This window comes from Actinophytocola gossypii, assembly GCF_025165815.1.
Taxonomy (GTDB): Bacteria; Actinomycetota; Actinomycetes; order Mycobacteriales; family Pseudonocardiaceae; genus Actinophytocola; species Actinophytocola gossypii.
In genome coordinates this window covers 376,924-401,497 of record NZ_JAFFZE010000012.1, presented here as the reverse complement: position 1 = coordinate 401,497, position 24,574 = coordinate 376,924, and the positions used below count along the sequence as shown (strand labels likewise).

Genomic DNA, 24,574 nt, shown 5'->3' with positions numbered 1-24,574 from the left:
GGCAGTGCCCTCGAGCGCCGGTCGGGACGCCGGAGGTGAGGGCACGTGCGCGGGACGCCGCCATCGCCTGTCTGCTGGAAATCGCGCCGGATATGTCTGCCGTGCGACTCCCGCTCGTACCAGGAGTCCGCGGAACAGGCACTGGGTGACCGGCTGGAACGAGAAGTGGTCCGCTGACGAGCGCGGGCCACCCGTGCTCAGTCACGACGACCTCCGACTCATTCGACCGCCGACGTGCCCGTCAGTCGTTCCCGGATCTCGGCTTTGAGGATCTTGCCGACCTTCGATCGGGGGAGGTCGGACCAGATCTCCACCTGTTTGGGGGTCTTCACGCTGCCGAGGCGTTCCTTGACAAACGCGGTCAGCTCCGCGGGTTCAGCGTGTCCGACGGTGCGGAGCTGGACGACCGCCGTGACGCGCTCGCCCCACTTGTCGTCCGGGAGGCCGACCACGGCGCTGTCCTGGACGGCGGGATGGGCCTGCAGCGCCTGTTCGACCTCGGCCGAGTACACGTTGAAGCCACCGGTGATGATCATGTCTTTGGCCCGGTCGACGATGTAGAGGTAGTTGTCCTCGTCGAGGTAGCCGATGTCGCCGGTGTGGTGCCAGCCGTGCTTGCTCACTTCCGCTGTGGCTTCGGGGTTGTCGTGGTAGCCGGCCATGACCAGTGGGCCGCGGACCACGATCTCGCCGCGGTGACCCGGCGGCAACAGCGCTCCGTTCCGGTCCATGATGGCGACCTGGGTGAGCGGGGTCGGCCTGCCCGCCGAGGACAACCTGGCGGTGGCGATCGAGCCGTCGGGCAGGAAGTGGTCAGCGGGCGCCAGGGTGGCGATCATGTTCGGCGCTTCGGTCTGTCCGAACAGCTGACCCATCACCGGCCCGATCCGGTGCAGTGCCTCGGTGAGGCGGGTCCGGGACATCGGTGCCGCGCCGTACCAGAGGCAGCGCAGCGAAGACAGGTCCGTCGAGTCAAGCGCGGGGTGGTCGAGCAACCCGTAGATGACCGTCGGCGGCAGGAACGCGTGCGTGATCCGGTGCCGTTCGATCAGCCGGAGGAACTCGCCGAGGTCCGGGGCCGGCATGATCACGGTCTCGCCGCCGGTCGCCATGATCGGGAAGGTGAGCACACCGGCGGAGTGCGTGAGCGGGGCGAGCGCCAGGTACCGCGGCCGGTGACCGACCGGGTAGCTCATCAGGGTCAGCGCGGTGGCCGTCTCCAGGTTGTGGCCGGTCAGCCGCACGCCTTTCGGCCGCCCGGTCGTGCCGCCGGTGCCTGCCAGCACACAGAGGTCGTCGTCGGCGACCGTGACCGGTGCCGGCTCGCGGCCGTGCCGGTCGAGCCAGTCGGCGAAGGTGACCGCACCGTCCACCTCGCCGTCCAGGCACACCAGGATGGTCAGTTCCGGCAGGTCACCGCGGATGCGCTCGACGAGCGTGGCGAACTTCTCCTGGAAGAACAGGCACCGGCAGCCAAACAGGTCGAGCAGTTCGCGGTTCTCGGCCGCCTCGTTGCGCGGGTTGACCGGACACCACACCGCGCCCGCGCGGGAGATGCCGAACACGCAGATGAGCGCGAGCGGGTCGTTCGCGGACAACACCGCGACGCGGTCGCCCCGCGCGATCCCGCTCTCCTGCAGTGCTCCCGCGATCAGCAGTGACCGCTGCCGCACCTCGGCGTAGCTGGTGGTCACGTCGTCGATCGTCAGGCATGGCGCTTCACCACCCAGTGACGCGCCCTTGTCCAGGTAGTCGCATAGCCGCACGAACGCCTCCGGGCCGGGACGGGAGAAAAGGGACGGCGCCGGCCGCGGGTCTGGGCGGCCGGCGCCTGGCCTGGATCAGCGATGGACCTCGAGGATCGGATCGAGCACCAGGCCGAACGACCGCAGTGTGCCGAGCAGTCCGCGGTGTCCGAAGGCCTGGCAGGCGGACGCGAACCCGACCTTCCTCGGCACGTCCTGCAGCAGGTGCGCGGCGGCGTGGACGTTCAGCAACGCGGTCTGCTTGTAGTTGCAATTGCCGTGGATGACGCAGTGCGCGCGACCGAGCGGACCGGAGGCGTAGACCGAGTCGAGCGAGATGTTGATCCTCGGGTTCTCCCTCGGCGGCATCTCACTGCGCACCATCGCCGACTGTTCGTCGATGATCCGGTACTTCTCCTCGTCCGACTTGCCCGCCATCTTCTCGATCGCCGCGGCGACGATCTGCGGCACGCCGAGCATCAGCGGACGGTTGAACACCCCGCCGAGCGCGCGCACGGACGCCACCCGTGGGTCCTTCTTGAACCACACCGGGTGTGCCGTACCGCCCCATGGCAGTGCGAGCCCCAGCTCGTGCTGCCCGGGTACGGCCAGTTCGTACAACCCGGCCTCCGGCGGCCATTCGACGTACTCGTTGTGCTCCAGGTAGTACGCCTTGGCGAACGCCGCGTTGGTCAGAATGGTGTTGGTCGACGCGACCGTGGGATAGCCCTTCCAGAACACCTGGATGTCGAGCGTGTCCATGCCGGGCGTCTCGAGGCAGATCTGCGCGGCGATCTCACCGACCGTGTACATCTGCGCGATTCCCGGCGAGAGCAGCAGGCCCTGCTCGGCGAACTGGCTGCCGTACCGCGCTTCGGCGTCGATCATCCAGTCCTGTTCACCGTTGGTGTCGGTGTAGTGCGCGCCGATGTTCAGGCTGGCCAGCACGGCCTCGTGGCCGTAGCGGGAGAACGGGCCGACGGTGTTCACCACGACCTTCGCGCCGCGGAACGCGTCGGTCAGACCGGCCTCGGTGTGCTCGACCTCCACGATCTCGTGGTCGACGGTCTGGACGCCGGGGACCGCCTCGACGGCCTCCTTGACACGGTTGTGGTCGCGGCCCGCGGCGAGGAAGGGCACGCCGTACTCGCGCAGGTACTCGCAGACCAGGCGCCCGGTGTAACCGGAGGCGCCGTAGACGACGACGGGCTTGTCGGTGGGCACGGCGTCACATCCCCATTCCGCCGTCGACCGGGAGACCGGCCCCGGTGATGAACTTGGACGCGTCGGAGGCCAGGAACACCACGGCGTCCGCCATGTCGTCCACCTGGCCGAGCCTGCCCAGCGGGGTCAGCTCCACGACGGCGCCCGCGGCCGCCTCGGGGGAGGGGAACAGGCCGAGTTCGGCGCAGTCCACGGCGAGCTGGTTCCCCATCGTCGTCGGCGTGAGACCCGGGTAGATGCAGTTGACCCGCACGCCGTAGCCGAGCTTCCCGGACTCCGCGGCCGCGACCCTGGTCAGCCGGTCGATGCCGGACTTGGTCGCCGAGTAGACGCTGATCCCGGGGAACGCGATGGTCGCGGCCACCGAGGCGACGTTGATGACCGAGCCGCCGGTGCCCGACGCGCCGCCCGGGCGCATCGCGAGCAGTGCGTGCTTGAGACCGAGCGCGGTGCCCAGCACGTTGACGTCGAGCATCTTGCGCACCTGCGCCGGGTCGAGGTCGGTCACGAGGCTCGTGATCTCGATGCCCGCGTTGTTCACCACGATGTCCAGCCCGCCGAACATGTCGATCACCGTGGCGACGGCGGTGGCCCAGTTCTCGTCGTCCGTGACGTCCAGGGGTACGAACTCGGCGGTGGCACCCGAGTCCCGCAGAGCCTGGGCGGTCTGCTTGCCCTCCTCCTCGAGGATGTCGCCGATCGCGACTGACGCCCCGGCGGCGGCCAGCGCCTCGGCCATGCCGGCACCCAGCCCCCTCGCACCCCCTGTGACCAGCGCTTTTCGTCCGGTTAGCTGAAAACTCGTCATTGAGTGACCTCCGTCGGTGATGTGGCTCACCCTAACCGAGTTGGGACGAACGTCAAGATTTTCTAGGACATCTGTCCGAAGTTTTTCGGGCGACTGTCCGATGCGCTAGGACGGGGGAAGATAGACTTCGGACAGCGGCTCGCCGGACACGAACCGCGCGAGGACCACGAACGCCGCCGACAGGACGCCCACGTGACCGACGTCGTTGAGACCAAGCAGGACAAGATCGCCCGCCGCCAGGTCGACAAGTTCCAGGCGCGGCGGACCCAACTGGCCACGGACGCCCTGAACACGCTCGCCGAACTGGGCTACGCCAGGACCAGCCTGCGGGACATCGCGCAGAACTCGGAGTTCTCGCTCGGCGTGATGCACTACTACTTCGCCGACAAGCGCGACCTGATCACCCAGGCCGTCCGCCAGTACGAGGCGGTATGCGTGACCCGGTACGACGAGGTGGTGGCCCGCGCGACGAGTGCCGAGCAGCTCCGCGACGAGTTCGTGGAGATGTTCTTCGACACCCTCGCCGAGGACGCCCCGCTGCACCGGCTCTGGTACGACCTGCGCAACCAGAGCCTGTTCGACGAGTCCTTCCGCGCCGACGTCCTGGAGATCGACGGACACCGGGAAGCCATGGTGGGCCGGGTCGTCAGCCGTTACGCCAGTCTGCGCGGCGGTGAGCTCACCGGGACACCGGCCGTCGCCTACACGCTGCTCGACGGCATCTTCCACCGCGCGTTGCTGCACCACCTGACCGGGATGACCGAGGCCGTGGCGCGGCTGCGGCTCGAGTTGTCGAAGGTGATGGACTACCTGGTGGCTGGTCCTCAGTAGACGGCGACGCCGTTCCCCGCGGACGCCATAACGTCCGCGTCGTCGTGCCGATCTCCCGTCAAGAGAGAGGGGAGTGCGATGACGCGCGGGTCGTCCATCCGAGTTCCTGGTCAGTCACCGCGCACGATGCTCAGTGCGACGGCACGCGCGACGTCGACCGGGACGGCGTCGGTCGGGGAGGTGAGCACACCGAGCACGGCGAGCGGGACGAGCATGGTGAGAACCAAGCCGAGGATCGGGGACGGGTGGGCCGTGGCTGTCTTCTCAGAGCGCGGTCTCGCCCGGTTGGCCGAAGAAGTCGTGCCACTTCACGCCGGGGCCGAACGTGGTTCCGGTGGACAGCGCGACGTAGGTGTCCGCGCTGGAGGTGTGGGTGAACGTGACGATGTCGTCGCGGCCGTCGCCGTCGAAGTCGCCCACGTACGGGAACTCACCGGCGAGGCAGAAGTGGTCGTGCCACTTCGCGTCCGCGCCGGAGCCGACAAACGACGACGTCCCGTCGGACAGCGCCACGTACACCTCGCCGCGGGCGTCGTGGGTGAAGGTGACGATGTCGTCGCGGCCGTCGCCGTTCAGGTCGCCGACGCGCGGGACCTCGGCGCCGGGCGCGAAGTGGTCGTGCCATCTCCTCGCCGTGCCGAACCCGGTTCCGGTGGACAGGGCCACGTAGACGTCCGCGTCGGCGCCCTGGGTGAAGGCGATGAGGTCGTCGCGGCCGTCCCCGTCGACATCCCCGAGCGCGGGGAACCACCCGCCCGGCGCGAACGACTCGTGCCACTTGGCCGACTCGCCGAACGAGGACCCGGTGGACAGGGCCACGTAGACGTCCGCGTCGGCGCCCTGGGTGAAGGTGACGATGTCGTCCTTGCCGTCTCCGTCGACGTCGCCGACCGCGGGTGCCTCACCGCGCAGCGCGAAGAAGTCGTGCCACTTGGCCGACTCGCCGAACGCGTTACCGGTGGACGCGGCCACGTACACGTCGGCGTCCGCGTTCTGCGTGAAGGTGACGATGTCGTCCCGGCCGTCCCCGGTGAAGTCGCCGGTCATCGGCGTCTCGCCGGGCGTGGCGAAGAAGTCGTGCCACTTCGCCGCCGCGCCGAACCCGGCCCCGGTGGACGGCGCGACCCACACGTTCGCCTCGGCGTTCTGCGGGAAGGTGACCACGTCGTCGCGGCCGTCGCCGGTGAAGTCGGTCGGCGAGCCGCCGTAGAACCGGCCGCCGCCCAGCATTACGTTGAGCTCACCGACCGACGCCAGCCCCTTGACCCCCGCCGTGGCGGTCAGCCGCACGAACCGCGTGTCGGCCCTTGCCGGCCAGGTCACGACCTTCGACCCGGTGGTCACCGGCCAGGTCCCGGACGCGACCTGGGTGAACTGTGTCCCGTTCGGACTGACCGACACCGTGTATCCGGTGATCATGCCGTTGGACGGGGACTCGTAGCGCGGCTGCACCACGATGCCCTGCACCCGGTGCGCCGCGCCGAGGTTCACCGTGAGCGACTCCGGCAGCGGTGCCGCACCGCCGAACGCCGAGTGCCACAGGGTTTCCGGCTTGCCGTCGACCGCGTGGCGCGCGTAGTAGGTGTAGCCGCGGTGGAAGCCCTGCTGGCTGGAGGCCGACGCGGTCATCTGGCTCTGCGGCACGAAGCTCGGCGGGTTCCCCACCGGGGTCACCCGCACGTTGTCGTACTGGGCGTTGACCCACGTGCTGGCCCGCAGCCCCGCGTTGCCGGTGCGGTGGCGGTGGTCGGTGACCGCCCCGACCTGCGTCCCGTCGATGAAGACCGTCAACCGTGGGCCCTGCATCCGCAGGCGCACCGAGTGCCACTGACCGACACCGATCGACTGCGGTCCCTTGACGAGGAAGTGGGTGCCCGCGTACTCGTCGACGCTGCGCAGTTCCCAGCCGGCGCCGCTGGAGACGTTCAGGTGGTAGCCGCCGAGCTTGTGCGAGCCGACGGTCTGGGTGCTGACGCGGCCGCTGAGCTCGGCGAACCCGGGCTGTTCGAGCATCAGGTCCGCGGACACCTCGTAGTCACCCCACCAGCGCGGGTCGCCGAACACGGTGGTCGGATGCATCCGCCCGGAGTTGTTCCACCGAATGGGTTGGCTGACCGTCTGCTGCCGGTAGCAGGTGCCCGCGCGGCCGGCGCCGCACGGCATGGCCTCGAACGCGCCGTTCACGTCGGAGAAGTAGCGCGCCAATCCGTTGGACGGCACCCCTTCGAAGTCCTCGGCGAACGGAAGCGGCAGCTGCTCGTCGACCCCGGCGCTCGGCGCACCGGTGCCCTTGGCCTGGCCGGTGGTGCTGGTGACCGTGTACAGGTGTCCAGGTTGGACGGTGAGCTGGAACCGGCCGTTCACCGGCCGGATCGTGCCAGCCGGCACGAAGTGCGTCGACTCGTTGTCGGAGGCCAGGTTCGTCGACCACACCCGCAGCTCGCCCGCCGGGAGCCCGCCGGTCACCGTGACGTCCACGGTGGTCTGCTGGGCGAGATCGAGCCCCTCGATGACGCTGGAGAACGCCGACCGGTCCGGCGCGGCGAGCGAGACCATGGTGGCCCCGGAGCCGAACCGGCGGCTACCCGAGTCCAGGTACTTCCAGCCCGGCTCGGTGAACTGCGCGGTGTGCGCGTAGGACCAGATCGACTTGCCGACGTCGTAGTGCCCCGACCACGGCCACTCGGCGAGCATCATCCCGGTGTCGGCGATCGGCAGGTTCGCGTACCACGCGGAGATCGGCGACCACGCCATGTACCCGGTCATCTTCGCGTCGATGTACATCCGGTTGAGCGCCCGCGCGATCGGCGCCGCGCCGACGTCGTTGGCGAGCGCGCTGTTCTCGCTCATCCACAGCGGCTTGTTCAGGTTCCGCGCCGCCTGCGTGCTGGAACAGTTCCGGTAGTGGCTGCGATGACCGCAGGCGAAGTGCACGCCGACCACGTCGACCGCCTCGCGCAGCGCGGCGTTCGTGGTCATGTCGTCGGCGATCCGCCAGATGGTGCTGCCCGAGGGCGGGCAGCAGTCGTCCGCTGCCACGATCTCGACATCCGGGTGTCGCTCGGCGAGTGCGCGGTCGAACCGGATCAGCCAGTCCGCGTCGTAGCCGCGCTCGTTCCAGCCGCCCATGTGGTCGATGTCGAGCCCGTTGCGTTCCGCACAGTCCAACCAGGACAGCAGGTAGTCGATGTTGTCCTGGGACCAGAACCCGCCGGAGAGCCAGCCCGGCGCGCCCCACTGCAGGCCTTGGAGCACGATGTCCGGGTTGCGTTTCACCGCCTCCTTGGCCAGCCACCACTCGTAGCCGCGGTCGCAGTTCACCTGACCCCGCACCCGCATGTGGCTGGACTCGGACCCGGACGTCGAGTTCGTGTCGCCGCCGATCTCGACCTTGAGCACCTGCATCGCCGCGCCGTAGTTCGGCTTGAACAGGTAGTCCAGGATCTGGCTTCGTTCCGGCTCGGGATAGTCGAACAGCAGCCGCGAGGACGCCCCCGCGCTCACCCCGCCGATGCCGCCGAACACGCGGCCGCCGCTCGTCCCGTCCACGGTGACCGATTCCACCGCGGCCGGCTCCGCCGTCACCGGAGTGGAGCCGGTGGCCGCCAGGTGCGGTACCGCGACCGCGAGGGCGGTGGTCACCCACAACGCTCTGCGCCAGACCGGTTTCATGTCCCGCCTCCTAGCCGGAGTTCACTTCCGCGTGCAGCACGTCGCCGAGATTTTCGAGGTCGTTCGACTCACTGACGCCGAACCGCCACCGGCCACCGGGGTACACGCCGGCAGGCCAGGACCGGCCGCCCGCGTCCCAGAGGGACTGCATGGAGATCAGCCCGTGCCTGCGCTGGTACCACTGGTTGTCCGTGGACCACGAGGAACCGTCGCGGTAGGCGGCGACCAGGGTCACGTCGGAGGTCCTCGTCACCAGCCACCTCGGGTACCCGGGCTGGTCGCTGTCCAGGTCGAGACGCACGTTGTTGCCGACCATGGCCGTGTCCACGGAGTCCAGACCCAGCGCCGTCTCCCACACGCCCGTGGTGGTCGCGCCGGTCACCCGCCAGCTCAGCGAGGTGTCGAGCCGGTCGTCGGTGAACTCGAGCGTCCAGTCCGCGGTCACCGGCTCGTTGCCCATGGGGATGCCGAGCAGGCCGATCCGGGAGCCGTTCGGCGAGATCACGATCCTGGCCGCGGCCCGCGCGCGGTCGGTCGGGCCCCACCCGCCGACGGCGAGGTAGGGCGCGGTCGACCTGGCCGAGGCGTCCAGGATGTCCCGGTGGTCCTGCCCGGTGCCGGACTCGTCGGCTGCCAGCGAGCGGACCTCGGTCGTCGGCCAGTGCCGCACGTCGGCGCGCAGGTACGGCGTGGTGATGTGGTGACCGCGGGCGACCACCGTGCCGTCGAGCCTCAGCGGTGCGAGGTACACTCCGCCCTTGCCCCAGCCGGCGCCGGTGACCCAGGTGGAGCCGTTCGGCTCGGTCACGATCTCGGCGGCGTGGCTGGGAATGCGGCCGGCGAGGTCGTTGATGGAAAACCGCAGCGGGGTTCTGCTGCGGTACACCCGGGTGTCCTCGTAGCCGGAGTCGCAGCAGATGGTGAGGTACCACCAGCCGTCGCGTTCGAAGACGAACGGTGACTCGGTCGGCCCGCCGTAGGTGCCGAACTTGGGGTGCTCGAACGCGATCCGCTTGGAGGTCCAGCGTTCCAGGTCGGTGCTGGTTCGGTAGGCGACCTGGTGGTTGCCGCCGAACGGCCCGCTGGTGGCGGTGTAGAACATCGCCCACTGCCCGTCGTGGCGCACCACCATCGGGTCGCGGGCGTCGTACCCGTCGGTGAACAGCGGGTTGGCCGGGCTGCGGGTCCACGTGTTCAGGTCGGTGGAGGTCGCCAGGTGCATCCGGTAGGAGGAGTGCTCCGGCGTGCCAGCCGCGTAGAACATGTAGTAGCGCCCGTCGTGGTGGATCACGTGCGGCGCCCAGATGTGGCTTTCCCCGGCGGCGGGATCGGCGGTCAGCGCGAACGGCCGCTTGGTCCACGGTCCGCGCGGCGAAGGCGCTGTCGCGTGGCCGAACTGCTTCTCGTCCAGCGGGTCCGCCGGCTCGGGGTGGGTGATCCCGAACAGGTGCCAGGTGCCGGTCGTCACGTCCCGGATCATCGTGTGGTCGTTGTAGTACCACTGCTTCTGCTCGCCGATCGACGGGTCGTAGACCCAGGTGAAGCCGCCGGCCGATACCGACGCGCCGGTCGTCGCGTACGGCTCGATCCGCACGTCGGGCATACCGCCGATCGGGTTGAGCGAGAGCAGGTCCAGGCCGGCGAAGTAGCCGGTGGACCGCCCGGAGCGACCGACGACCTCGATGGTCAGTTCGTGGGTGCCGGCGGACAGCGGCACCCAGCCGAGAGCGACCTGGACCTTGGTCACCGACGTCCGGTAGCCGTCGAAGGGCTGGCCGACCGGCACGCCGTCCAGCGACAGCCGCAGGATGCCGTAGTCGGGGGCGCCGGTCATCGTCGCGATGACGTCGTACTCCGCCGACTCCGGCACGGTGAGGGTGAGGGTGGCGCGGTCCCCGGCGCGCCCAGCGCGGAACCACAGCTGATGAGAACTGGACCACTGCACGCCACAGCAGTTCGCCTGGGACTGGATCGGCGCGGTGGCCTGCGCGCCGGCCACGAGCGACTCGCCCTCGATCCGAACGTCGTGCTCGGCGGTGGCGGTTCCCGTCAGCAGCCCGGCGGCGAGCAGCGCGACCAGCGCAGCGCACAGTGTTCTGACCATCGGGTTCCATCCCTTCGCGGGGCGAAACTGCGGGTTGCGGGTAATCGTTTTCTGATCCAGTCTGGGAGCGGTGGCTTATTGGCGTCAATCGCCCGAATGGCGGTCAGATGACTTACCTCCATCGCGTTAGCATCCGTTTTCGGGTGTGGTAAGAGGTCGGGCCAGTGGGAGCGACTATGGCGCGGGAAGGTGGCGGGACCCGGATGTCCCGGCGACGGCTGCTGCACACCGGGGCGGCGAGCATGCTCGGCCTTGCCGCATTGCCCGTGCTGTCGGCGGCGGCGAGGGGGGCGGGTGGCGCACCCGTGCGCGGCGCGGCGACCGTGACCGTGCCGCTGGTGTCGAACTGGCGGTTCGGCGGGCGGTTCGTGAACGACAACGCCACCCAGCCCGGCTTCGACGACAGCGGGTACGGCGTGGTCACGTTGCCGCACACGGTGGTCCCACTGTCCTGGCGGGACTGGAACCCGGCGGCCTGGGAGCACGTCTGGATCTACCGCAAGCACTTCGACCTGCCGCCGGACGCGGCCGGGCTGCGGGTGTTCCTCGATTTCGACGGGGTGCTCACCGCGGGCACGCCGTGGTTGAACGGCGCCTCGCTCGGCGCGCACCGCGGCGGCTACCTGCCGTTCAGCCACGAGATCACCGGCCGGGCGCGGTCGAGCGGCAACGTCCTCGCGGTCACGGTCGACTCCCGCTGGCTGCCGGTGCCGCCGAGTGGACACCCGAGCGGCGCCGGCGCGGTCGACTACTTCCAGCCCGGCGGCATCTACCGGCCGGTTCGGCTGCGCGCGGTGCCCCAGGCGTTCCTCGCCGACGTGTACGCCCGACCGGTGAACGTGCTCGACCCGGTGAACCGGCGGGTGGAGGTCGACTGCACCGTCGATGCCGCGACGCCGTTGTCCGGCGACATCGTGGTGGAACTGCGCGATCCCGACGGCTCGGTGGTGGCCACGCGGACCGTTCCCGCCGCCATGACCGCGCCGGGCCGAACGACGGTGCACGCCACGCTCACCGGTGTCGACGCGGTTCGGTTGTGGGACGTCGGCGAGCCGAACCTGTACGACGTGGTGGCGACGTTGCGGGTGGACGGTACCGCGGTGCACGACCACGTGGCGCGGATCGGCTTCCGCGAGGCGCGGTTCGAGAACGGCGGGTTCCACCTCAACGGCCGCAGGCTCACGCTGTTCGGGCTCAACCGGCACCAGATCTACCCCTACACCGGCATGGCGATGCCGGACCGGGTGCAGCGCCACGACGCGCGCATCCTGTTCGAGGAGTTCAACTGCAACATGGTGCGCTGCGCGCACTACCCGCAGTCGACGGCGTTCCTCGACGCCTGCGACGAGCTGGGGATGCTCGTGTTCGAGGAGGTTCCCGGCTGGCAGTACGTCGGCGGCGCGGCCTGGCAGGACCTCGTGGTGCGCGACGTGGAGCAGATGATCCGCCGCGACCGCAACCACCCGTCGATCGTCACCTGGGGCGTGCAGGTCAACGAGTCGGCGCCGTACCGCGACCTCTACACCCGCACCCGCGACCTCGCCAAGCGGCTCGACCCAGGCCGGCAGACCACCGGCGCGCTGCACGGCGGCCGGTACACCAGGACCGACTTCGTGCAGGACGTCTACTCCTACAACGACTACACGCACACCGACCAGGTGGCACCGCTTCGCCCACCGTTGCCCGGCATCCCGTTCCTGGTCAGCGAGGCGGTCGGGTCACTGGCCGGGCCGCACTTCTACCGGCGCACCGACTCCCAGGCCGTCCAGGCGCGTCAAGCGTATCTGCACGGCCAGGTGCACAACCAAGCCGCGGCGGACTCCCGCACCGCCGGGCTGCTGGCCTGGCAGGCATTCGACTACGACTCGATGAACGGGTTCACCGACCACCGGCTCAAGTGCAACGGCGTCGGGGACACCTTCCGGGTGCCCAAGCTCGGCGCCGCGATCTACCAGGCCCAGGTGGACCCACGCGTGCGGCCGGTGATCGCACCCGCGTTCTACTGGGACTTCGGGCCGGGCTCACCGGCGAACGGCCCCGGCGCGCGGGCGATGATCTGCGCCAACTGCGACCGGCTCGAGGTCTACGTCGGCGGCACGCACCGGGCCACCGTGCGGCCGGACGTCGCCGGCTTCGAGTACCTGCGCTACCCACCGTCCTTCGTGGACCTCACGGTCGACCCGGCGGGAGACCCGGAGCTGCGGATCGACGGGTATGTCGGCGGCGAGCTGGTCCTGTCCCGCCTGTTCTCCGCGAACACCGAGGGCGACCGGCTGTCCGTGGTCGCCGACGACGACGCGCTCACCGCCGACGGCTCCGACGCGACGCGCGTGGTGTTCCGCGCGGTCGACCGATACGGGGCGCCGAGGCCCTACGTCGGCGACGAAGTCCGGCTGACGGTGTCCGGCCCGGGTGTTCTAGTGGGGGACAACCCGTTCCCGCTGGGGCAGAACGGCGGTGTTGGTGCCGTGTGGGTGCGCACGCGCCTCGGACAGCCGGGCACTATCCGGCTCACCGCCACCCACGCCGGGCTCGGCGCGGGCACGGTCACCATCGAGTCCGCCTGACGCGGGGAGTGCCCATGTCGAAACGAACTGAGCGGGCCAGATTGGTCTTGGCCGGGCTCCTGCTGGTCGCGGTCCTCCCGGCGGGCGCCGGGACTGTCGAGGCGACCGGGCGGGCCGCGCCGGCGGTCACGGTTACCGCGCCGGAGCGGATCGCCCAGGAGCTGACCGGGTGGGACGTGGCGTTCGATTCGATCGGCGGCCGGCCGAGTCCGCCCGCACCGGCGCACGTCGGGTCGGTCGACGCGGAGATCGCACTGCCCGAGACGGTCCGCGACGTGCGGGTGGTCCCGGACGGGCCGGGCACCTTCACCGCCACCACACCCACCAGCTGGGACACCCTCGCCGCGGGCAGCCGCGTGTCGGTGAACTGGCGGTGGACCGCGCCGTTGCGGGTCGAGGACGCGCCGGACGAGCTGGGCCTCCGGGTGCTCGTGCGGTACGTCGACACGGCGGGCGAGCACGTGGTCGCCGGGCGCGACGCGGTCGCCACCCCGCCACCCGCCGCGCCGGCGCACGACGCCTACGTGAGCGACCTGCCGCTGAGCTTCGCGGTCAACGGCTACGGTCCGGTCGAACGGGACCGCAACAACGGCGAGCTCGACCCGCGCGACGGCGGGCCGATCCGGCTGGACGGCGTCACCTACGCCAAGGGCCTCGGGTTCAACGCGCGCGGGGTCGCCGGCGTCCACCTCGGCGGCCGGTGTGGCCGGTTCAGCGCGCAGGTGGGCATTGACGACGCCAAGCGCGGTGGCGGCTCGGTGGTGTTCCGGGTGTTCGGCGACGGCCGCGTGCTGTTCGACAGCGGACGGATGACCGGTGGCACCGCGTCGAAGCCGGTGGGCGTCGACGTGAGCGGGGTGCGGACGCTCAAGCTCGTCGCCGACCCGACCGGGGACGGTCAGGGCAACGACTGGGCGAACTGGGCGAACGCGCACGTGGCCTGCGGCGGTCCGGCACCGGCGGAGTACCGGCTGCGCAACGTCCGCAGTGGACTCTGTTTGGATGTTACCGCGAGCTCGACCACGCCTGGTGCGAACATCGAGCAGTGGACCTGTAACGGCGGCGCCAATCAGCGTTTCCGGCTGTCCGAGAACGCGAACTCGATCAAGTTCAGCGCCGTCCACAGCGGATTGTGTGTCGGAGTGGCCGGCAGCGTGCCGACCGACGGTGGGAACGTTATCCAGTGGACGTGCGGTCCGAGCGTGTCGCAGAACTGGCACGCGGTCACCGTCGGCCAGGGTGGCTACCAGTTGCGCAACGCCAACAGCGGCAAGTGCCTCGAGGTGCACCAGGCTTCGACCACGGCCGGCGCGAACGTCCAGCAGTGGACGTGCGCCGGGCGGCTGCACCAGTTCTGGGTGCTGGAGCGCGTCGGTTGACTCCCGTGACGTGGTCCAGCCGCCCAGAGGGTCAGCTGCCGGTTCTAGCCTCCGGCGCGCGACGGCGGGTGACCACGTCGTCGCGGTCGTCGGCGAACGCGACCAGTTGGAGGTTGCTGCGGGACGAGGTGCTCGCCCTCCACCGGAGGACGTCCCCCGCGTTCCCGGCCGGTCTCCGGGACCCCGAACGCGCGCGTCGTCCTGCACGACGTGATCGCCGCTTCGGGGCGAGTGGCCGTGCGAGGCGAGCTGACCGCCACCCATCGCGGAAAGTTCCACCAGATCGAGAACGGCCGCATCGTCCGCAGCTGGCACATCGAGGATCTGCATGGGTGGATCCGGCAGATGAAGGCCTGACGGGTCAGACCAGGGGGCCTGGTTTCGTGCGGTACTTGTTCACGATGCCGTCGGCGGCGCGGTAGGCGAGTGCGCAGACCGTGCCGGTGGGGTTGTAGCCGGGGTTCTGCGGGAAGGCCGACGCGCCGACGACGAACACGTTGGGGTAGTCCCACATCTGCAGGTAGTTGTTGACGGCTGAGTCGCGTGGGTCGGCGCCCATGATGACGCCGCCGCAGTTGTGCGTCGACTGGTAGCGCGCGCCGTCGTAGTGGTCGGACAGCTCTCCCACACTCATGGCGAAGTCCGCGCCCATCGCGTCGACGAGCTCCTTGAGCTTCGTGCCGAGGAAACGGACCATCTCCCGCTCGTTGCGCCGCCAGTCGAAGGTGATGCGCAGCAGCGGCAGCCCGTTGGCGTCCCGGTAGGTCGGGTCGAGGTCCAGGAAGTGGTCGCGGTAGGCGGGGCTCTCGCCCTGCGCTCCGACGATCAGCAGATGGGGGTAGTACTGGCGGATCGCCTGCTTCCACTCCGCGCCCCAGGTCGGCGTGCCCGGCGGGACACCGACGTCGCCGATCGGTAGCGTCGGGGTCGTGTACTTCACCAGCCCGCCGCCGAGGAAGCCGAGGCCGGTGTGGTCGAAGTTGTCGCCGTTGAGGTCGTCGAAGGCGACCGTGCTGCCGCAGGCGGTCATGTACGGCTTGAAGTCCTTGTCCCTGAAGTACGCCGCCCCACCCGCGCCGTCGACCTGGTAGGTGTAGTTCTTCCCGATGACACCGGCCCCGGTGGTGGGGTCGTAGGGCGTGCCCATTCCAGACAGCAACAACAACCGGCAGTTGTTGAGCGTGAACGCGGTCAGCAGGACGAGGTCCGCCGGCTGCTCCCGCAGGCGACCGGCGGCGTCGTAGTAGCGTACCCCGGTGGCATGCGTGCCGTCGTGGAGGATCTCGACCACGGTCGCGTTGGTGCGCAGCTCGAACCGGCCGGTGCGCATCGCCTCGGGGATGACGGTCACGGTGGGGTCGGACTTCGCCCCGACGCGGCAACCGAAGTGCCCGGTGAAACCGCAGTAGGTGCAGGACTCCCTGGTAATGCCGGCCGGGTTGGTGTACCGCTTGGACAGTGCGGCCGCCGGACCGGGGAACGGGCTGTAGCCGAGGTCGTCCGCCGCCTTGCGGAGGACCGACCCGGCGTAGGTCTCGATCAGCCGCGGGACGGGGTAGTCGCGTGCGCGCGGGCCCTCGAACGGGTTGCCCCCTGGCACCTTCCTGCCCCTGATGTTGCCCGCCTTCCCCGCGATACCGGCCATGTACTCGAACCGGTCGTAGTAGGGCTCCAGCTCGTCGTAGGTGATTCCCCAGTCCTGAATAGACATGTCCGCCGGGATGGCCCGCTCGCCGTAGCGCCGCACCGTCCTGCTGCGGATCTCGAAGTCACGCGGGGTGAACCGCCAGGTCTGACCCGACCACGACACACCGGACCCGCCGATCCCGCTGCCCGGAGCGAACGACCCGACGCGGCGAAGGGGCAACGCGCGCTCGCCCAGGCTGTGCCGCAAGGTCCAGGTCTCCACCGACGTGTCCTGCGCGAGCTCCTTGTCCACCGAGTACCGGAGCTCGTCGTGGCCGTGCTGGAAGTTCTCCCGCCCGCGCGGCCCACCGCGTTCCAGGCCGACGACCGACATGCCGGCCTTGGTCAGCTCGGCGGCGAGAATCCCGCCCGTCCAGCCGACTCCGACACAGACGGCGTCTACTTTGGACAGCTTCATCTACCGCACACCTTTCGGGACCACGTGATAGGGGAGGTGCCACTTGCCGACGTACTCGGCGTACGGCTCGCCGTATGCCGAGGGGTCGCCGGGGAACCCCACCCACTTCCAGCCGACCATGCCGCGGTTGCCGTCGTGCATCGGGTCGGAGAACAAGCCCTCGCGGACGTTCTCCAGGAACATCGCGAAGAACGACGCGGACGTGTATCCGGACCGGCCGTCGGCGAGCCTCAGGTCGACCTCGCCTCCCTCCAGCGCGGTCAACGTCTCGTCCTGCTTCGCCGCTGGCAGCTCGACGAAAGTTCTGTCGCCATAGGTCTTCTGGCAGTGGTCGTCGATCGTGCGCAGTGCGCGCCGGTAGACCTCGCGCGGCGTGAGCGGCAGCTGGTAGCCGTGCCCGCCGTGCCCTGGCTCCTCGAACGGGCCCCGCAGGTACATCCGCTCGCCGCGGCCCCACCCGCCCGCGAGGCGGCCGTCGATGTAGTGCATCACCCCGGCGTCGCGAGCGCCGGGACTCCCGTCCTCGGGGAAGACGCGTTCCGCCATGGCCTCGACGGTCGCCGCCTCCGCGTCGGTGAAGAACCGCAACGGCGGCACCGCGCTCCCACCGGCCGTCGCCGGCGCGCCGGAAGCGACCTGACCACCGATAACCAGACCACTGGTCGCAACGGCGATCAGACCTCCGGCGCCGGTGAGCACCGCACGGCGGGTCGGCCCACTACTGGACATCTCTGCTCGTCGTGTCATGTCAGGCAGCGTGCCGGCGTGGACGGGTGGTGTCAGTAGACCTAGTGCTACTATCGGAACATGTCTTCCGGGAATAAGCATTCCCATAGCACGGACCCGCGCGCACTGCGGGCGCTGGCGCACCCGGTGCGGCTCGACCTGCTGTACCTGATCGAGCGGGAAGGTCCGCTGACCGCGAGCCGCGCCGCCGAGCTGCTGGGACTCACGCCAAAGGTGTGCTCCTACCATTTGAACCAACTGGGCAGGTACGGCGTGGTGGAGGAGACCGGCGAGGGGAAGGGTCGGTCCCGGCCGTGGCGCCTGGCGATCGCCGACATCACCTACGTCCACGACCCGGACGAGGAGCCGGCGACCACGCGAGCGGACGACGCGTTCGCCAAGGCGATGCTGGCCAGGGATGCCAAGGTGATCGAGACCTTCATCGACGATCGGCACGGGCTCCCGCTGGGCTGGCGCAACGTGTCGACGATGTCCAGCAACCCGTTGCGGCTCACCCCGGAACAGCTTCGTGAGCTCGGGCGCGAGCTGACCGAGGTGGTGGAGCGCTACCGGACCATGAGCCGGGAGCCGGCCGAAGGGGCGCATCCGGTGCACATCGTGCTGTACGCCCTACCGACGGAGCTGACGGGTCTCACCGACTGAGGAGAAATCAGGTGCTGAACCGGCTCACCGACCGCGAGCGGCAGGTTCTGGCCCTTATGGCACAGGGCCGCTCCAACGCGGACATCGCCGCGACCCTCGTGCTGAGCGAACGTGCGATCGCCAAGCACATCAACAACATCTTCACCAAGCTCGACCTGCCTCCCGCCGGTGACGTCAACCGCCGGGTGCTGGCGGTGCTGCGGTTCCTCCGTCAGGCGTAGCGGCTGGCCGTGGTGACGGAATCGGGCGGTGCGGGTGACGATCATTGGCAGTGCGGACGCGTTCGGCCCGGGCGGGCGCTTTCAGACCTGTATCGCCGTCAGGGCCGGTGGAGACGCCGGTCCTCGGCCGCAGGTCGAGGACCATCGTCCCGAACTCCGGCTCGGGGTGAGCTCGCCGAATCTCCGGCCAGCGAAGGAGCTCAGCGAGAGGTCCGCACGCTCCTCTACACCCTGTGAGATCAGGAGCTAGCGGCTCGTCTAAGTGTGGTGGGTCAGCCGCGGGAGCCCGGAAACCGCCGGGCACCGGTGCGGGCGGTCGTCAGGGTGTGCCGGGGTCGTCGGAGCCCAACGCGGTCACCAGGGCGCGGATCACCTCACGGGCTTCGTGTAGGCGGGCGGGGGGCACCGCCGCGCGGGCGAGGACGGCCGCCCGGTTCTCATCGGACTTCGCGAAAAGGTCGGTCGCCGTCGCCTGGCCGCGAGCGGTCAGGGCGATCAGCGGGGAACGGGCGTGGTCGGGGTTCGCCTGGGTCGTCACCTGCCCGTCGGCCAGCAGGTCGGTGACCACGCGCTGCACGCTCTGCGGCGCGAGGCCCAGTCGCCGAGCCGCGCTCGGCACCGTTCGCGGACCGTCCGACAACACACTCAGCACGTGCCACCGCGCCGCCGTCTGGCCGGACGCCCGCGCGATGGTCTCGCTCGTGCGCCGGGACAGCCCGGCCAGTTCGTAGACGTCCGCCATCAGCAGGCGGTAGGCCTCCAGGTCATCCATGACGACAGTGTACTGTTGAAATAACAGCATCCTGTTATGGAGGACCTGATGATCATCCGAACGTGGCGTGGCTGGACGGACACTGCCGACACGGCCGCCGCCTACGAGGAGCTCCTCAACGGCACGATCGCGCCCGACATCATGCGGCGCCGCATCGCCGGACTCCGCGAGCTGGCGGTGTTCCGGCGCGCCGGGGAGGGCGGCGGCGCCGAGCACCTCACGCTCATGACGTTCGACGACTGGGACGCCGTGACCGAGTTCGCCGGCCCGGACCCGTCCGCGTCGGTCGTACCGGCGCCGGCGCGTGCCCTGCTCGCCCGACACGACGAGCACTCGCGGCACTACGAGCTGCTCCAGAGCCACCTTCCCCTGCCCTGACCTCCGCGGGTGATCCGCGCACGGCCGAAGGCGGCGGGCCGGCGACCAGCAGTGCTCCCGCTCGCTGGCGCTGACGTTCGAGCCGGACCCGCTTCCAGTTGCCGTGCGGAACCGGTCGCCAGATTGGGGTATCGCCACGGCGCACCAGTCTCCTGTCCGGCCGGACGAACCCCCGGTGAACAGCCACTCACCGCTGCGGCGGAGGAACGGTTCAGGTGGGCACGGTGGGGTGTGCGGACCAGACTCGGAGCGCGGCGCGAGGGATTCGCTCGAGGCTGTCGGACCGAACCGCGACGGCAACCCTTTCGGCGGGGGCCGTCAACTCGCTGCCGTCCTCGGGCAGCGTGGTTGACTCGTCGAGTTTCGCGCTGGAGCTCTACTGGTTCGGCCGCACCTTGCACGGCTGCGTCTACGGCTCCATGGACCCGGTGGTGACGCGATTCCGCGCAGGCTGGGTCTCGCCGCGCTGACGACCGACCTGGCCGGCGTCAACGACGCTCGTTACCAGCCGACCGGGAGGCTGTGGAGGCCGTAGACGGCCGCGTCGTCCTTGAACGACAGCTCCGAGACCGGGACCGTCACCCGCAGTGTCGGCACCCGTCGGAAGAGGGTGTCGAACACGATTCGCAGCTCGACCCGTGCAAGGTTCTGGCCGATGCACTGGTGTGCGCCGTAGCCGAACGCGATGTGGTTGCGGCCGCCCCGGTGGATGTCGAGCTGGTGCGGGTTCTCGAACACGTCCGGGTCGTGGTTGGCGGCGTTGCCCAGGGTGAGCACGCCTTCGCCCGCCTTGACCGCCACGCCGCCGACGACCGTGTCCCGTACGGCGACGCGGGAGGTCACGAACTCGGTGATCGTGAACTCCCGCAACAGCTCGTCGACCGCGCCAAGGGTCTTCGTCGGGTCGGCGCGCAGCTCCGCCAGCTGGTCGGGGTGTCGCAGCAGGGCCAGCGCGCCGAGCGAGATCATGTTGGCGGTGGTCTCGTGCCCCGCGATCAGCAGCAGCACGGCGAGGCTGACGAGGGCGTCGTGGTCCTCGACGCCCTCCGCCCTGCGCTTGACGATCTGCCGGCCGACCAGGTCGTCGGTCGGTGCCGCCTCCTTCTCGGTCACCAGCTTGTCCATGTACTCCCGCAGGTCGTCGGCGGCGGCCTTGACCTGCTCCGGCGTCGAGAGCCGGGAGATGAGCGTCCTGGACCGGGACTGGAAGAAGTCGTGGTCGGTGTAGGGCACGCCGAGCAGCTCGCAGATCACGAGGGAGGGCACCGGCAGCGCGAGCGCCGGCACGAGGTCGGCCGTGCGGTCCTGGCTCGCGAGCATGGCGTCCACGTGGTCGTCGACGATCTGCTGGATGCGTGGCCCGAGCGCGGCGAGCCGCTTCACCGTGAACTCGCCGAGCACCATGCGCCGGGCCGGCCCGTGCTCCGGCGGGTCCATCGTGAGCAGCGCCGGCTTCAGCCCGTTGTCCTGCTGGACCCGGCGTGTGCCCAGGAACGGGAAGTTCGGGTTGGCGCGGTCGGCGGAGAACGCCGGATCCGTGAGCACGGCGCGGACGTCGGCGTGTCGGGACGCCGCCCAGACCTCCTGTCCGCCGTGCAGGGTCACCCGCGTCATCGGTCCGGGTTCGGTCGTCGACGCGTCACCCTCGAACGGGCAGACGCGCGGTGGAAGGTTCTCCATGTTCACCCCATGCATCCGGAAGGAAGTCGTCCGTTTATCTCCACAGTAGCCATCCGGAAGCGTTCCGTCCACATTCGGTAGGAATGGGATAATCCCCGGATGGCGACTTCGGACAGCCCGCTGCGCGCGGACGCACGCCGCAACCGGGACCAGATCCTGGTCGCGGCGCGCGAGATCTTCACGGAACGGGGGGCCGAGGTGGCGATGGAGGAGATCGCGCGCCGCGCCTCCGTCGGCGTCGGCACGCTCTACCGGCGGTTCGGCGACCGCGAGACGCTGATCCGCGCGGTCTTCCGGGAGACGATCCAGACCGTCGTCGACGAGATCCGCGCGGCGCTCGCCGAGGAGCCGACCGGCTGGGCCGCGCTGACGCGGATCATGCGGCAGTCGGCCTGGCTGCACGTCGGCTTCCAGTCGGAGTCGCCGCTGGTGCGTGCCGCGATCCGCGTGGACGAGGAAGGGGTGCGGCTGCGCGAGCAGGCGCTGGACATGCTCGAGGAGGTCGTGCGCAAGGCGCAGGCGGAAGGTGCGTTGCGTCGCGACGTGGGGGTGGGGGACCTCGCGCTGCTGTTCATGTACGTGATGAAGCAGACGCAGGCGGCACCGCCGCAGGCGGCGGCGCTCGCTCCCGGCCGCCTGCTCGCGATCCTGATGGACGGGTTGCGCGCGCCCGCTGCCGACGGGTTACCCGGCCGGCCGCTGACGCGCGCGGACCTGGAGTTCCACTAGCTTGAGTGTCAACGGGGTCGCGGGGTGCTGGGCTTGGTCGGCTGGTTCCGGTGCACTGGGACAAACAGGACCAGGACCGGCTCGACGCGTTCGTCGGCGCCGTGCGTGGGGCGGCACCACGCACCCGTACACCTTCACGTGACGGGCCGGGCGCACCGTGCTCGGCGACGGTCCTCGATGACGTGCTGGGCCGAGCGGTGCCACTGACCCAGAGTCAGGAGACAAGCGGGCACACGGCCGCCATCCGCGCGGCCAGCTCTCCGCGGTCGGTCGGCAGCGGGACCGGTCGGATTCTGGTCGCGGTCTGGTCGGATGCCGTGTCGGCGACGAACCGGGCCACCGTGTCGGGTGTCGGTACGGTGTCGCCGTCGAGGTAGGCGAGGACGACGGGTGCTTCGGCGGGGGTGGTCTCGACCGCGAGGTACCAGCCGAGGCGCTCGTCCCAGAGCAGCATCAGATCGTGGTCGGGCCGGGTGCGCAGGCGCCGGTCGAGGCCCAGGTAGGCGGTGGCGGTGTCGCTCACCTCGCACCCGGTCGCCTCCGTCGGCACCCCGACGGCCTCAGCCACGTGGCTGACGTAGACGGCCAGTCGCCCGCTGAGGGGTACCTGGCCGGGCACGGAGTGCTCCAGGCCGAGCATGGACAACATGGCCGTGAACTCGACCTGGTCGCGGGCCTGGCCGGCGACGGTTCGCACGGCTCGCCGCCGCTGATCGCCGCGTTCCCGTTCGGCTTCGGCCCGGGCCTCGTTGAACTGCGATCGCGGGGTGGATGTCATGGCGCTCCTGTCGTCAGGCGTGGCTCGGCGGTCGGGTGCGGCATCGTTCGGTACGGTCCGTGCCGCCACACCGTCGCGGCCGTCTCCGGACGGATCACCGTGAACAGGGTCGTTGACGCTCGGGGGCCGATCCGCACAACGAGGCGAGCGAAAACCAGCGAACGGGCCGGAAGAACGCGACCCAGGACGGCGTCACGACCAGACCTGGTCCGTCGACGACGAGGCCGGCGCCGGTGTCGACATGCGGGATGCCCTCGACATTTTCACGGTACACCATGCGCGGGCGTGTCGTGGTGTACGTTGGAGGGTAATGGGATCCTTCGGAGTGGCCGCGATGTGACGCGCTGTTCTGAACAGCGAGCATCCTGCCGCGCCCTGTCGTGCTCCGTCGACCGGGCGACCACGAGCCACTGTCTCGAAAGGACATTCGTCATCAACACGCCACCACCCAACGACGTGCAGTTCAGCCACCCGTTCGTCGAGCCCGCGCGGAACGCACTCGCCCACGGCGACACGACCTACGGGGATCTCTTCCGTGAGCCGGATTTCGCGCCCGGGACCATGCCCGCGGACGAGCCCGTCGACGTCGTCCGGTCCGTGCCCCGCCGCAGCGGGGGCGGCGCCGCTAGGACCTCCGCCAGTACCAGGGCGAGGAACCGTCGCCGGGCGGCGTGACCTCACCGTCCATGATGGATCGCCTGATGACAGGCGTACGGCTTCGGATCCGTGTGGCCGCGACCGCGCGTGTCATTGCGGCCATCGCCGATCTCCCGTCGGACCACTTGACGTTTCCGCGCACCGCCTTCGGGTGTTGATGGTTGACCGGCTGGCGCTCGGACGGAACACGCCGGCCGCGTGCTCGTGCGGGTTGCCAGGGCGGCGGGTGGGAGAGTGGCCAGCAGCGCGACGCTGGCTACCGGTCCGGCGGCGGAGTCGTGCCATGGTGTGGCACACCACCTCTCCCCGGCCGTTTCCCCAGGCCACCGGCCGGGTAGCCGGTGCCGGCGCGACCGACGTCCACCGGCGAGGAGGGAACACCCTTGAGCACGGCCGGTTTCACCGGAGACGAGCACGTCGTGGCCATCGGCCTGCTCGCTGATCCCGGCTTGCCCGCGACCCTCGTCGACCGGTTGCACGAGGTGCTGCTCGACCAGCTGCGCACCGAGGTCAGCGAGTCGATCGCCTGGACGGTCGACACGGTGTACGACCCGTTCGAGGAGATGTACCCGGACTACAGCCAGCTGGCCGAGAAGGCACGCGAGCACGTCCGCGACACCGTCTGGGACCTCGTCGTCTGCGTCACCGACCAGCCGATGCAGGACGACTCGACGGTGGTGGTGGCCAACCTGCACCTCCGTGACCGGGTCGCGGTGGTCTCGCTGCCGGCGCTCGGCGGGCGGCGGCTGCGCCGGCGACTGACCGCGGCGGTGGTGGCGGTCATCGCCCGGCTCCTCGCCGACGATCCGCGCGTGGTCGGTCCGCACGGCGGGTGGCGGGCCCGCCACCTGCCCAGCGCCCGGTTCCGACCGAGTCCGACCTCCGACGATCCCGACCAGGTCGACATCGTCCGCCCGCGCCGACGGGCACTGCTGCACCTGCTGGCCGGGATGGTGCGCGTCAACCAGCCGTGGGGACTGCTCCGCGGGTTGTCCAGGGCGCTGGCCGGTGCGCTGACCGGGATCGCGTTCGGCCTGCTGTACTCGAGCATCTGGACCCTCGCCACCTCGATGGGCCCACTCCGGCTGGCCGGACTGGTCGTCGCCGCGATCGCCGCGATGGTGGTGTGGATCATCGTCAGGCACCAGCTGTGGGAGTCCCCCCGCATCGGCGAATCCGGCCGGGAAGCGCACGTCCGGCTCCGCAACGCCAGCACCCTGCTCACGGTCACCGCCGGCACCGTCGCGTTCTTCCTCGCGATGCTCGCCATCGCGGTCGCCGCGGTGGCGCTGGTCATCCCGCCCCCGTACCTGGCCACCACTCTCGGCCACCCGGTCGGGGTGATCGACTACGTGGTCATCGCCCTGATGGCCAGTGTCCTCGGCACCGTCGCCGGCGCGGTCGGCTCGGGCCTGGAGAACGACACCGCCGTCCGCGAGGCCACCTACGGCTACCGCGAACAGGAACGCCGGGAACGCGTCGCACGGGAGGCGGACAACGGCACCACACCCACCCAGCGGTACCGGCGGAACTGAC

19 protein-coding genes are annotated in these 24,574 nt (G+C 70.1%); 9 read left to right on the top strand and 10 right to left on the bottom strand.

What is annotated here, in order from left to right; translation table 11 throughout:
• Positions 1 to 218: 218 nt before the first annotated feature.
• From JT362_RS15675 to JT362_RS15665, 3 genes are all read right to left on the bottom strand, one after another.
• Positions 219 to 1,766: an acyl-CoA synthetase gene (locus tag JT362_RS15675; protein WP_260191937.1), complete on the bottom strand. Its 1,548-nt coding sequence runs from the start codon at positions 1,764 to 1,766 to the stop codon at positions 219 to 221.
• A gap of 75 nt (positions 1,767 to 1,841) precedes the next feature.
• Entirely contained in the window at positions 1,842 to 2,969 is a 1,128-nt protein-coding gene (locus tag JT362_RS15670) for a DUF5938 domain-containing protein (protein WP_260191936.1), read from the bottom strand.
• A gap of 4 nt (positions 2,970 to 2,973) precedes the next feature.
• Positions 2,974 to 3,708, bottom strand: a complete 735-nt coding sequence (locus JT362_RS15665) for an SDR family NAD(P)-dependent oxidoreductase (protein WP_375546501.1) — start codon at positions 3,706 to 3,708, stop codon at positions 2,974 to 2,976.
• A gap of 261 nt (positions 3,709 to 3,969) precedes the next feature.
• On the opposite strand from JT362_RS15665, the gene JT362_RS15660 reads away from it, so the two are divergent.
• On the top strand, positions 3,970 to 4,608 hold the full coding sequence (locus tag JT362_RS15660; protein ID WP_260191934.1) for a TetR/AcrR family transcriptional regulator: 639 nt from the start codon (positions 3,970 to 3,972) through the stop codon (positions 4,606 to 4,608).
• 264 nt (positions 4,609 to 4,872) lie between these two features.
• Here JT362_RS15660 and JT362_RS15655 read toward each other — a convergent pair whose 3' ends face one another.
• Both JT362_RS15655 and JT362_RS15650 read right to left on the bottom strand, forming a co-directional pair.
• A complete protein-coding gene (locus JT362_RS15655; protein WP_260191933.1) occupies positions 4,873 to 8,280 on the bottom strand; it encodes an FG-GAP-like repeat-containing protein in 3,408 nt (1,135 codons plus the stop codon).
• A 10-nt stretch (positions 8,281 to 8,290) separates the two neighbouring features.
• Positions 8,291 to 10,384 (bottom strand): family 43 glycosylhydrolase, encoded by a 2,094-nt coding sequence (locus JT362_RS15650; RefSeq protein ID WP_260191932.1) that lies wholly within the window; start codon positions 10,382 to 10,384, stop codon positions 8,291 to 8,293.
• Between the two features lie 203 nt (positions 10,385 to 10,587).
• Here JT362_RS15650 and JT362_RS15645 point away from each other — a divergent pair, with 203 nt between their 5' ends.
• The 3 genes from JT362_RS15645 (at position 10,588) to JT362_RS15635 (ending at position 14,687) form a co-directional block, all read left to right on the top strand.
• A complete protein-coding gene (locus JT362_RS15645) occupies positions 10,588 to 12,951 on the top strand; it encodes a glycoside hydrolase family 2 protein (protein WP_260191931.1) in 2,364 nt (787 codons plus the stop codon).
• Positions 12,952 to 12,965: 14 nt separating this feature from the next.
• Positions 12,966 to 14,330 (top strand): NPCBM/NEW2 domain-containing protein, encoded by a 1,365-nt coding sequence (locus tag JT362_RS15640; RefSeq protein ID WP_260191930.1) that lies wholly within the window; start codon positions 12,966 to 12,968, stop codon positions 14,328 to 14,330.
• A 210-nt stretch (positions 14,331 to 14,540) separates the two neighbouring features.
• Positions 14,541 to 14,687, top strand: a complete 147-nt coding sequence (locus tag JT362_RS15635; RefSeq protein WP_260191929.1) for a nuclear transport factor 2 family protein — start codon at positions 14,541 to 14,543, stop codon at positions 14,685 to 14,687.
• Positions 14,688 to 14,691: 4 nt separating this feature from the next.
• Here JT362_RS15635 and JT362_RS15630 read toward each other — a convergent pair whose 3' ends face one another.
• Together JT362_RS15630 and JT362_RS15625 are read right to left on the bottom strand one after the other, a co-directional pair.
• Positions 14,692 to 16,434: a GMC family oxidoreductase gene (locus tag JT362_RS15630; RefSeq protein WP_260191928.1), complete on the bottom strand. Its 1,743-nt coding sequence runs from the start codon at positions 16,432 to 16,434 to the stop codon at positions 14,692 to 14,694.
• Positions 16,435 to 17,181, bottom strand: a complete 747-nt coding sequence (locus tag JT362_RS15625) for a gluconate 2-dehydrogenase subunit 3 family protein (protein WP_260191927.1) — start codon at positions 17,179 to 17,181, stop codon at positions 16,435 to 16,437.
• A gap of 60 nt (positions 17,182 to 17,241) precedes the next feature.
• Between JT362_RS15625 and JT362_RS15620 the strand changes: the two genes are divergently transcribed.
• Both JT362_RS15620 and JT362_RS15615 read left to right on the top strand, forming a co-directional pair.
• Complete coding sequence (locus tag JT362_RS15620) at positions 17,242 to 17,823, top strand: ArsR/SmtB family transcription factor (protein WP_260191926.1); 582 nt, start codon at positions 17,242 to 17,244, stop codon at positions 17,821 to 17,823.
• A gap of 11 nt (positions 17,824 to 17,834) precedes the next feature.
• Complete coding sequence (locus tag JT362_RS15615) at positions 17,835 to 18,044, top strand: response regulator transcription factor (RefSeq protein WP_375546500.1); 210 nt, start codon at positions 17,835 to 17,837, stop codon at positions 18,042 to 18,044.
• Between the two features lie 319 nt (positions 18,045 to 18,363).
• Here JT362_RS15615 and JT362_RS15610 read toward each other — a convergent pair whose 3' ends face one another.
• On the bottom strand, positions 18,364 to 18,816 hold the full coding sequence (locus JT362_RS15610) for a MarR family winged helix-turn-helix transcriptional regulator (RefSeq protein ID WP_260191925.1): 453 nt from the start codon (positions 18,814 to 18,816) through the stop codon (positions 18,364 to 18,366).
• A 48-nt stretch (positions 18,817 to 18,864) separates the two neighbouring features.
• On the opposite strand from JT362_RS15610, the gene JT362_RS15605 reads away from it, so the two are divergent.
• A complete protein-coding gene (locus JT362_RS15605) occupies positions 18,865 to 19,194 on the top strand; it encodes a hypothetical protein (protein ID WP_260191924.1) in 330 nt (109 codons plus the stop codon).
• Positions 19,195 to 19,695: 501 nt separating this feature from the next.
• On the opposite strand, the gene JT362_RS15600 is transcribed toward JT362_RS15605, so the two are convergent.
• A complete protein-coding gene (locus tag JT362_RS15600) occupies positions 19,696 to 20,874 on the bottom strand; it encodes a cytochrome P450 (protein WP_260191923.1) in 1,179 nt (392 codons plus the stop codon).
• 99 nt (positions 20,875 to 20,973) lie between these two features.
• On the opposite strand from JT362_RS15600, the gene JT362_RS15595 reads away from it, so the two are divergent.
• On the top strand, positions 20,974 to 21,603 hold the full coding sequence (locus JT362_RS15595) for a TetR/AcrR family transcriptional regulator (protein ID WP_260191922.1): 630 nt from the start codon (positions 20,974 to 20,976) through the stop codon (positions 21,601 to 21,603).
• A gap of 214 nt (positions 21,604 to 21,817) precedes the next feature.
• On the opposite strand, the gene JT362_RS15590 is transcribed toward JT362_RS15595, so the two are convergent.
• Positions 21,818 to 22,381 carry a DUF6292 family protein gene (locus JT362_RS15590; RefSeq protein ID WP_260191921.1) on the bottom strand — a complete coding sequence of 188 codons (564 nt, stop codon included), beginning with the start codon at positions 22,379 to 22,381 and terminating at the stop codon, positions 21,818 to 21,820.
• Positions 22,382 to 23,421: 1,040 nt separating this feature from the next.
• Here JT362_RS15590 and JT362_RS15585 point away from each other — a divergent pair.
• Positions 23,422 to 24,573 carry a hypothetical protein gene (locus JT362_RS15585; RefSeq protein WP_260191920.1) on the top strand — a complete coding sequence of 384 codons (1,152 nt, stop codon included), beginning with the start codon at positions 23,422 to 23,424 and terminating at the stop codon, positions 24,571 to 24,573.
• Position 24,574: the final 1 nt, after the last annotated feature.

Excerpts from the sequence above, each read along its gene's own strand:
- JT362_RS15600 (WP_260191923.1), bottom strand. The coding sequence starts at position 20,874 with ATGGAGAACCTTCCACCGCGCGTCTGCCCGTTCGAGGGTGACGCGTCG.
- JT362_RS15665 (WP_375546501.1), bottom strand. The coding sequence starts at position 3,708 with ATGGCCGAGGCGCTGGCCGCCGCCGGGGCGTCAGTCGCGATCGGCGAC.
- JT362_RS15590 (WP_260191921.1), bottom strand. The coding sequence starts at position 22,381 with ATGACATCCACCCCGCGATCGCAGTTCAACGAGGCCCGGGCCGAAGCC.
- JT362_RS15625 (WP_260191927.1), bottom strand. The coding sequence starts at position 17,181 with ATGACACGACGAGCAGAGATGTCCAGTAGTGGGCCGACCCGCCGTGCG.
- JT362_RS15640 (WP_260191930.1), top strand. The coding sequence starts at position 12,966 with ATGTCGAAACGAACTGAGCGGGCCAGATTGGTCTTGGCCGGGCTCCTG.
- JT362_RS15595 (WP_260191922.1), top strand. The coding sequence starts at position 20,974 with ATGGCGACTTCGGACAGCCCGCTGCGCGCGGACGCACGCCGCAACCGG.
- JT362_RS15645 (WP_260191931.1), top strand. The coding sequence starts at position 10,588 with ATGTCCCGGCGACGGCTGCTGCACACCGGGGCGGCGAGCATGCTCGGC.
- JT362_RS15630 (WP_260191928.1), bottom strand. The coding sequence starts at position 16,434 with ATGAAGCTGTCCAAAGTAGACGCCGTCTGTGTCGGAGTCGGCTGGACG.
- JT362_RS15610 (WP_260191925.1), bottom strand. The coding sequence starts at position 18,816 with ATGGATGACCTGGAGGCCTACCGCCTGCTGATGGCGGACGTCTACGAA.
- JT362_RS15620 (WP_260191926.1), top strand. The coding sequence starts at position 17,242 with ATGTCTTCCGGGAATAAGCATTCCCATAGCACGGACCCGCGCGCACTG.
- JT362_RS15655 (WP_260191933.1), bottom strand. The coding sequence starts at position 8,280 with ATGAAACCGGTCTGGCGCAGAGCGTTGTGGGTGACCACCGCCCTCGCG.
- JT362_RS15650 (WP_260191932.1), bottom strand. The coding sequence starts at position 10,384 with ATGGTCAGAACACTGTGCGCTGCGCTGGTCGCGCTGCTCGCCGCCGGG.
- JT362_RS15605 (WP_260191924.1), top strand. The coding sequence starts at position 18,865 with ATGATCATCCGAACGTGGCGTGGCTGGACGGACACTGCCGACACGGCC.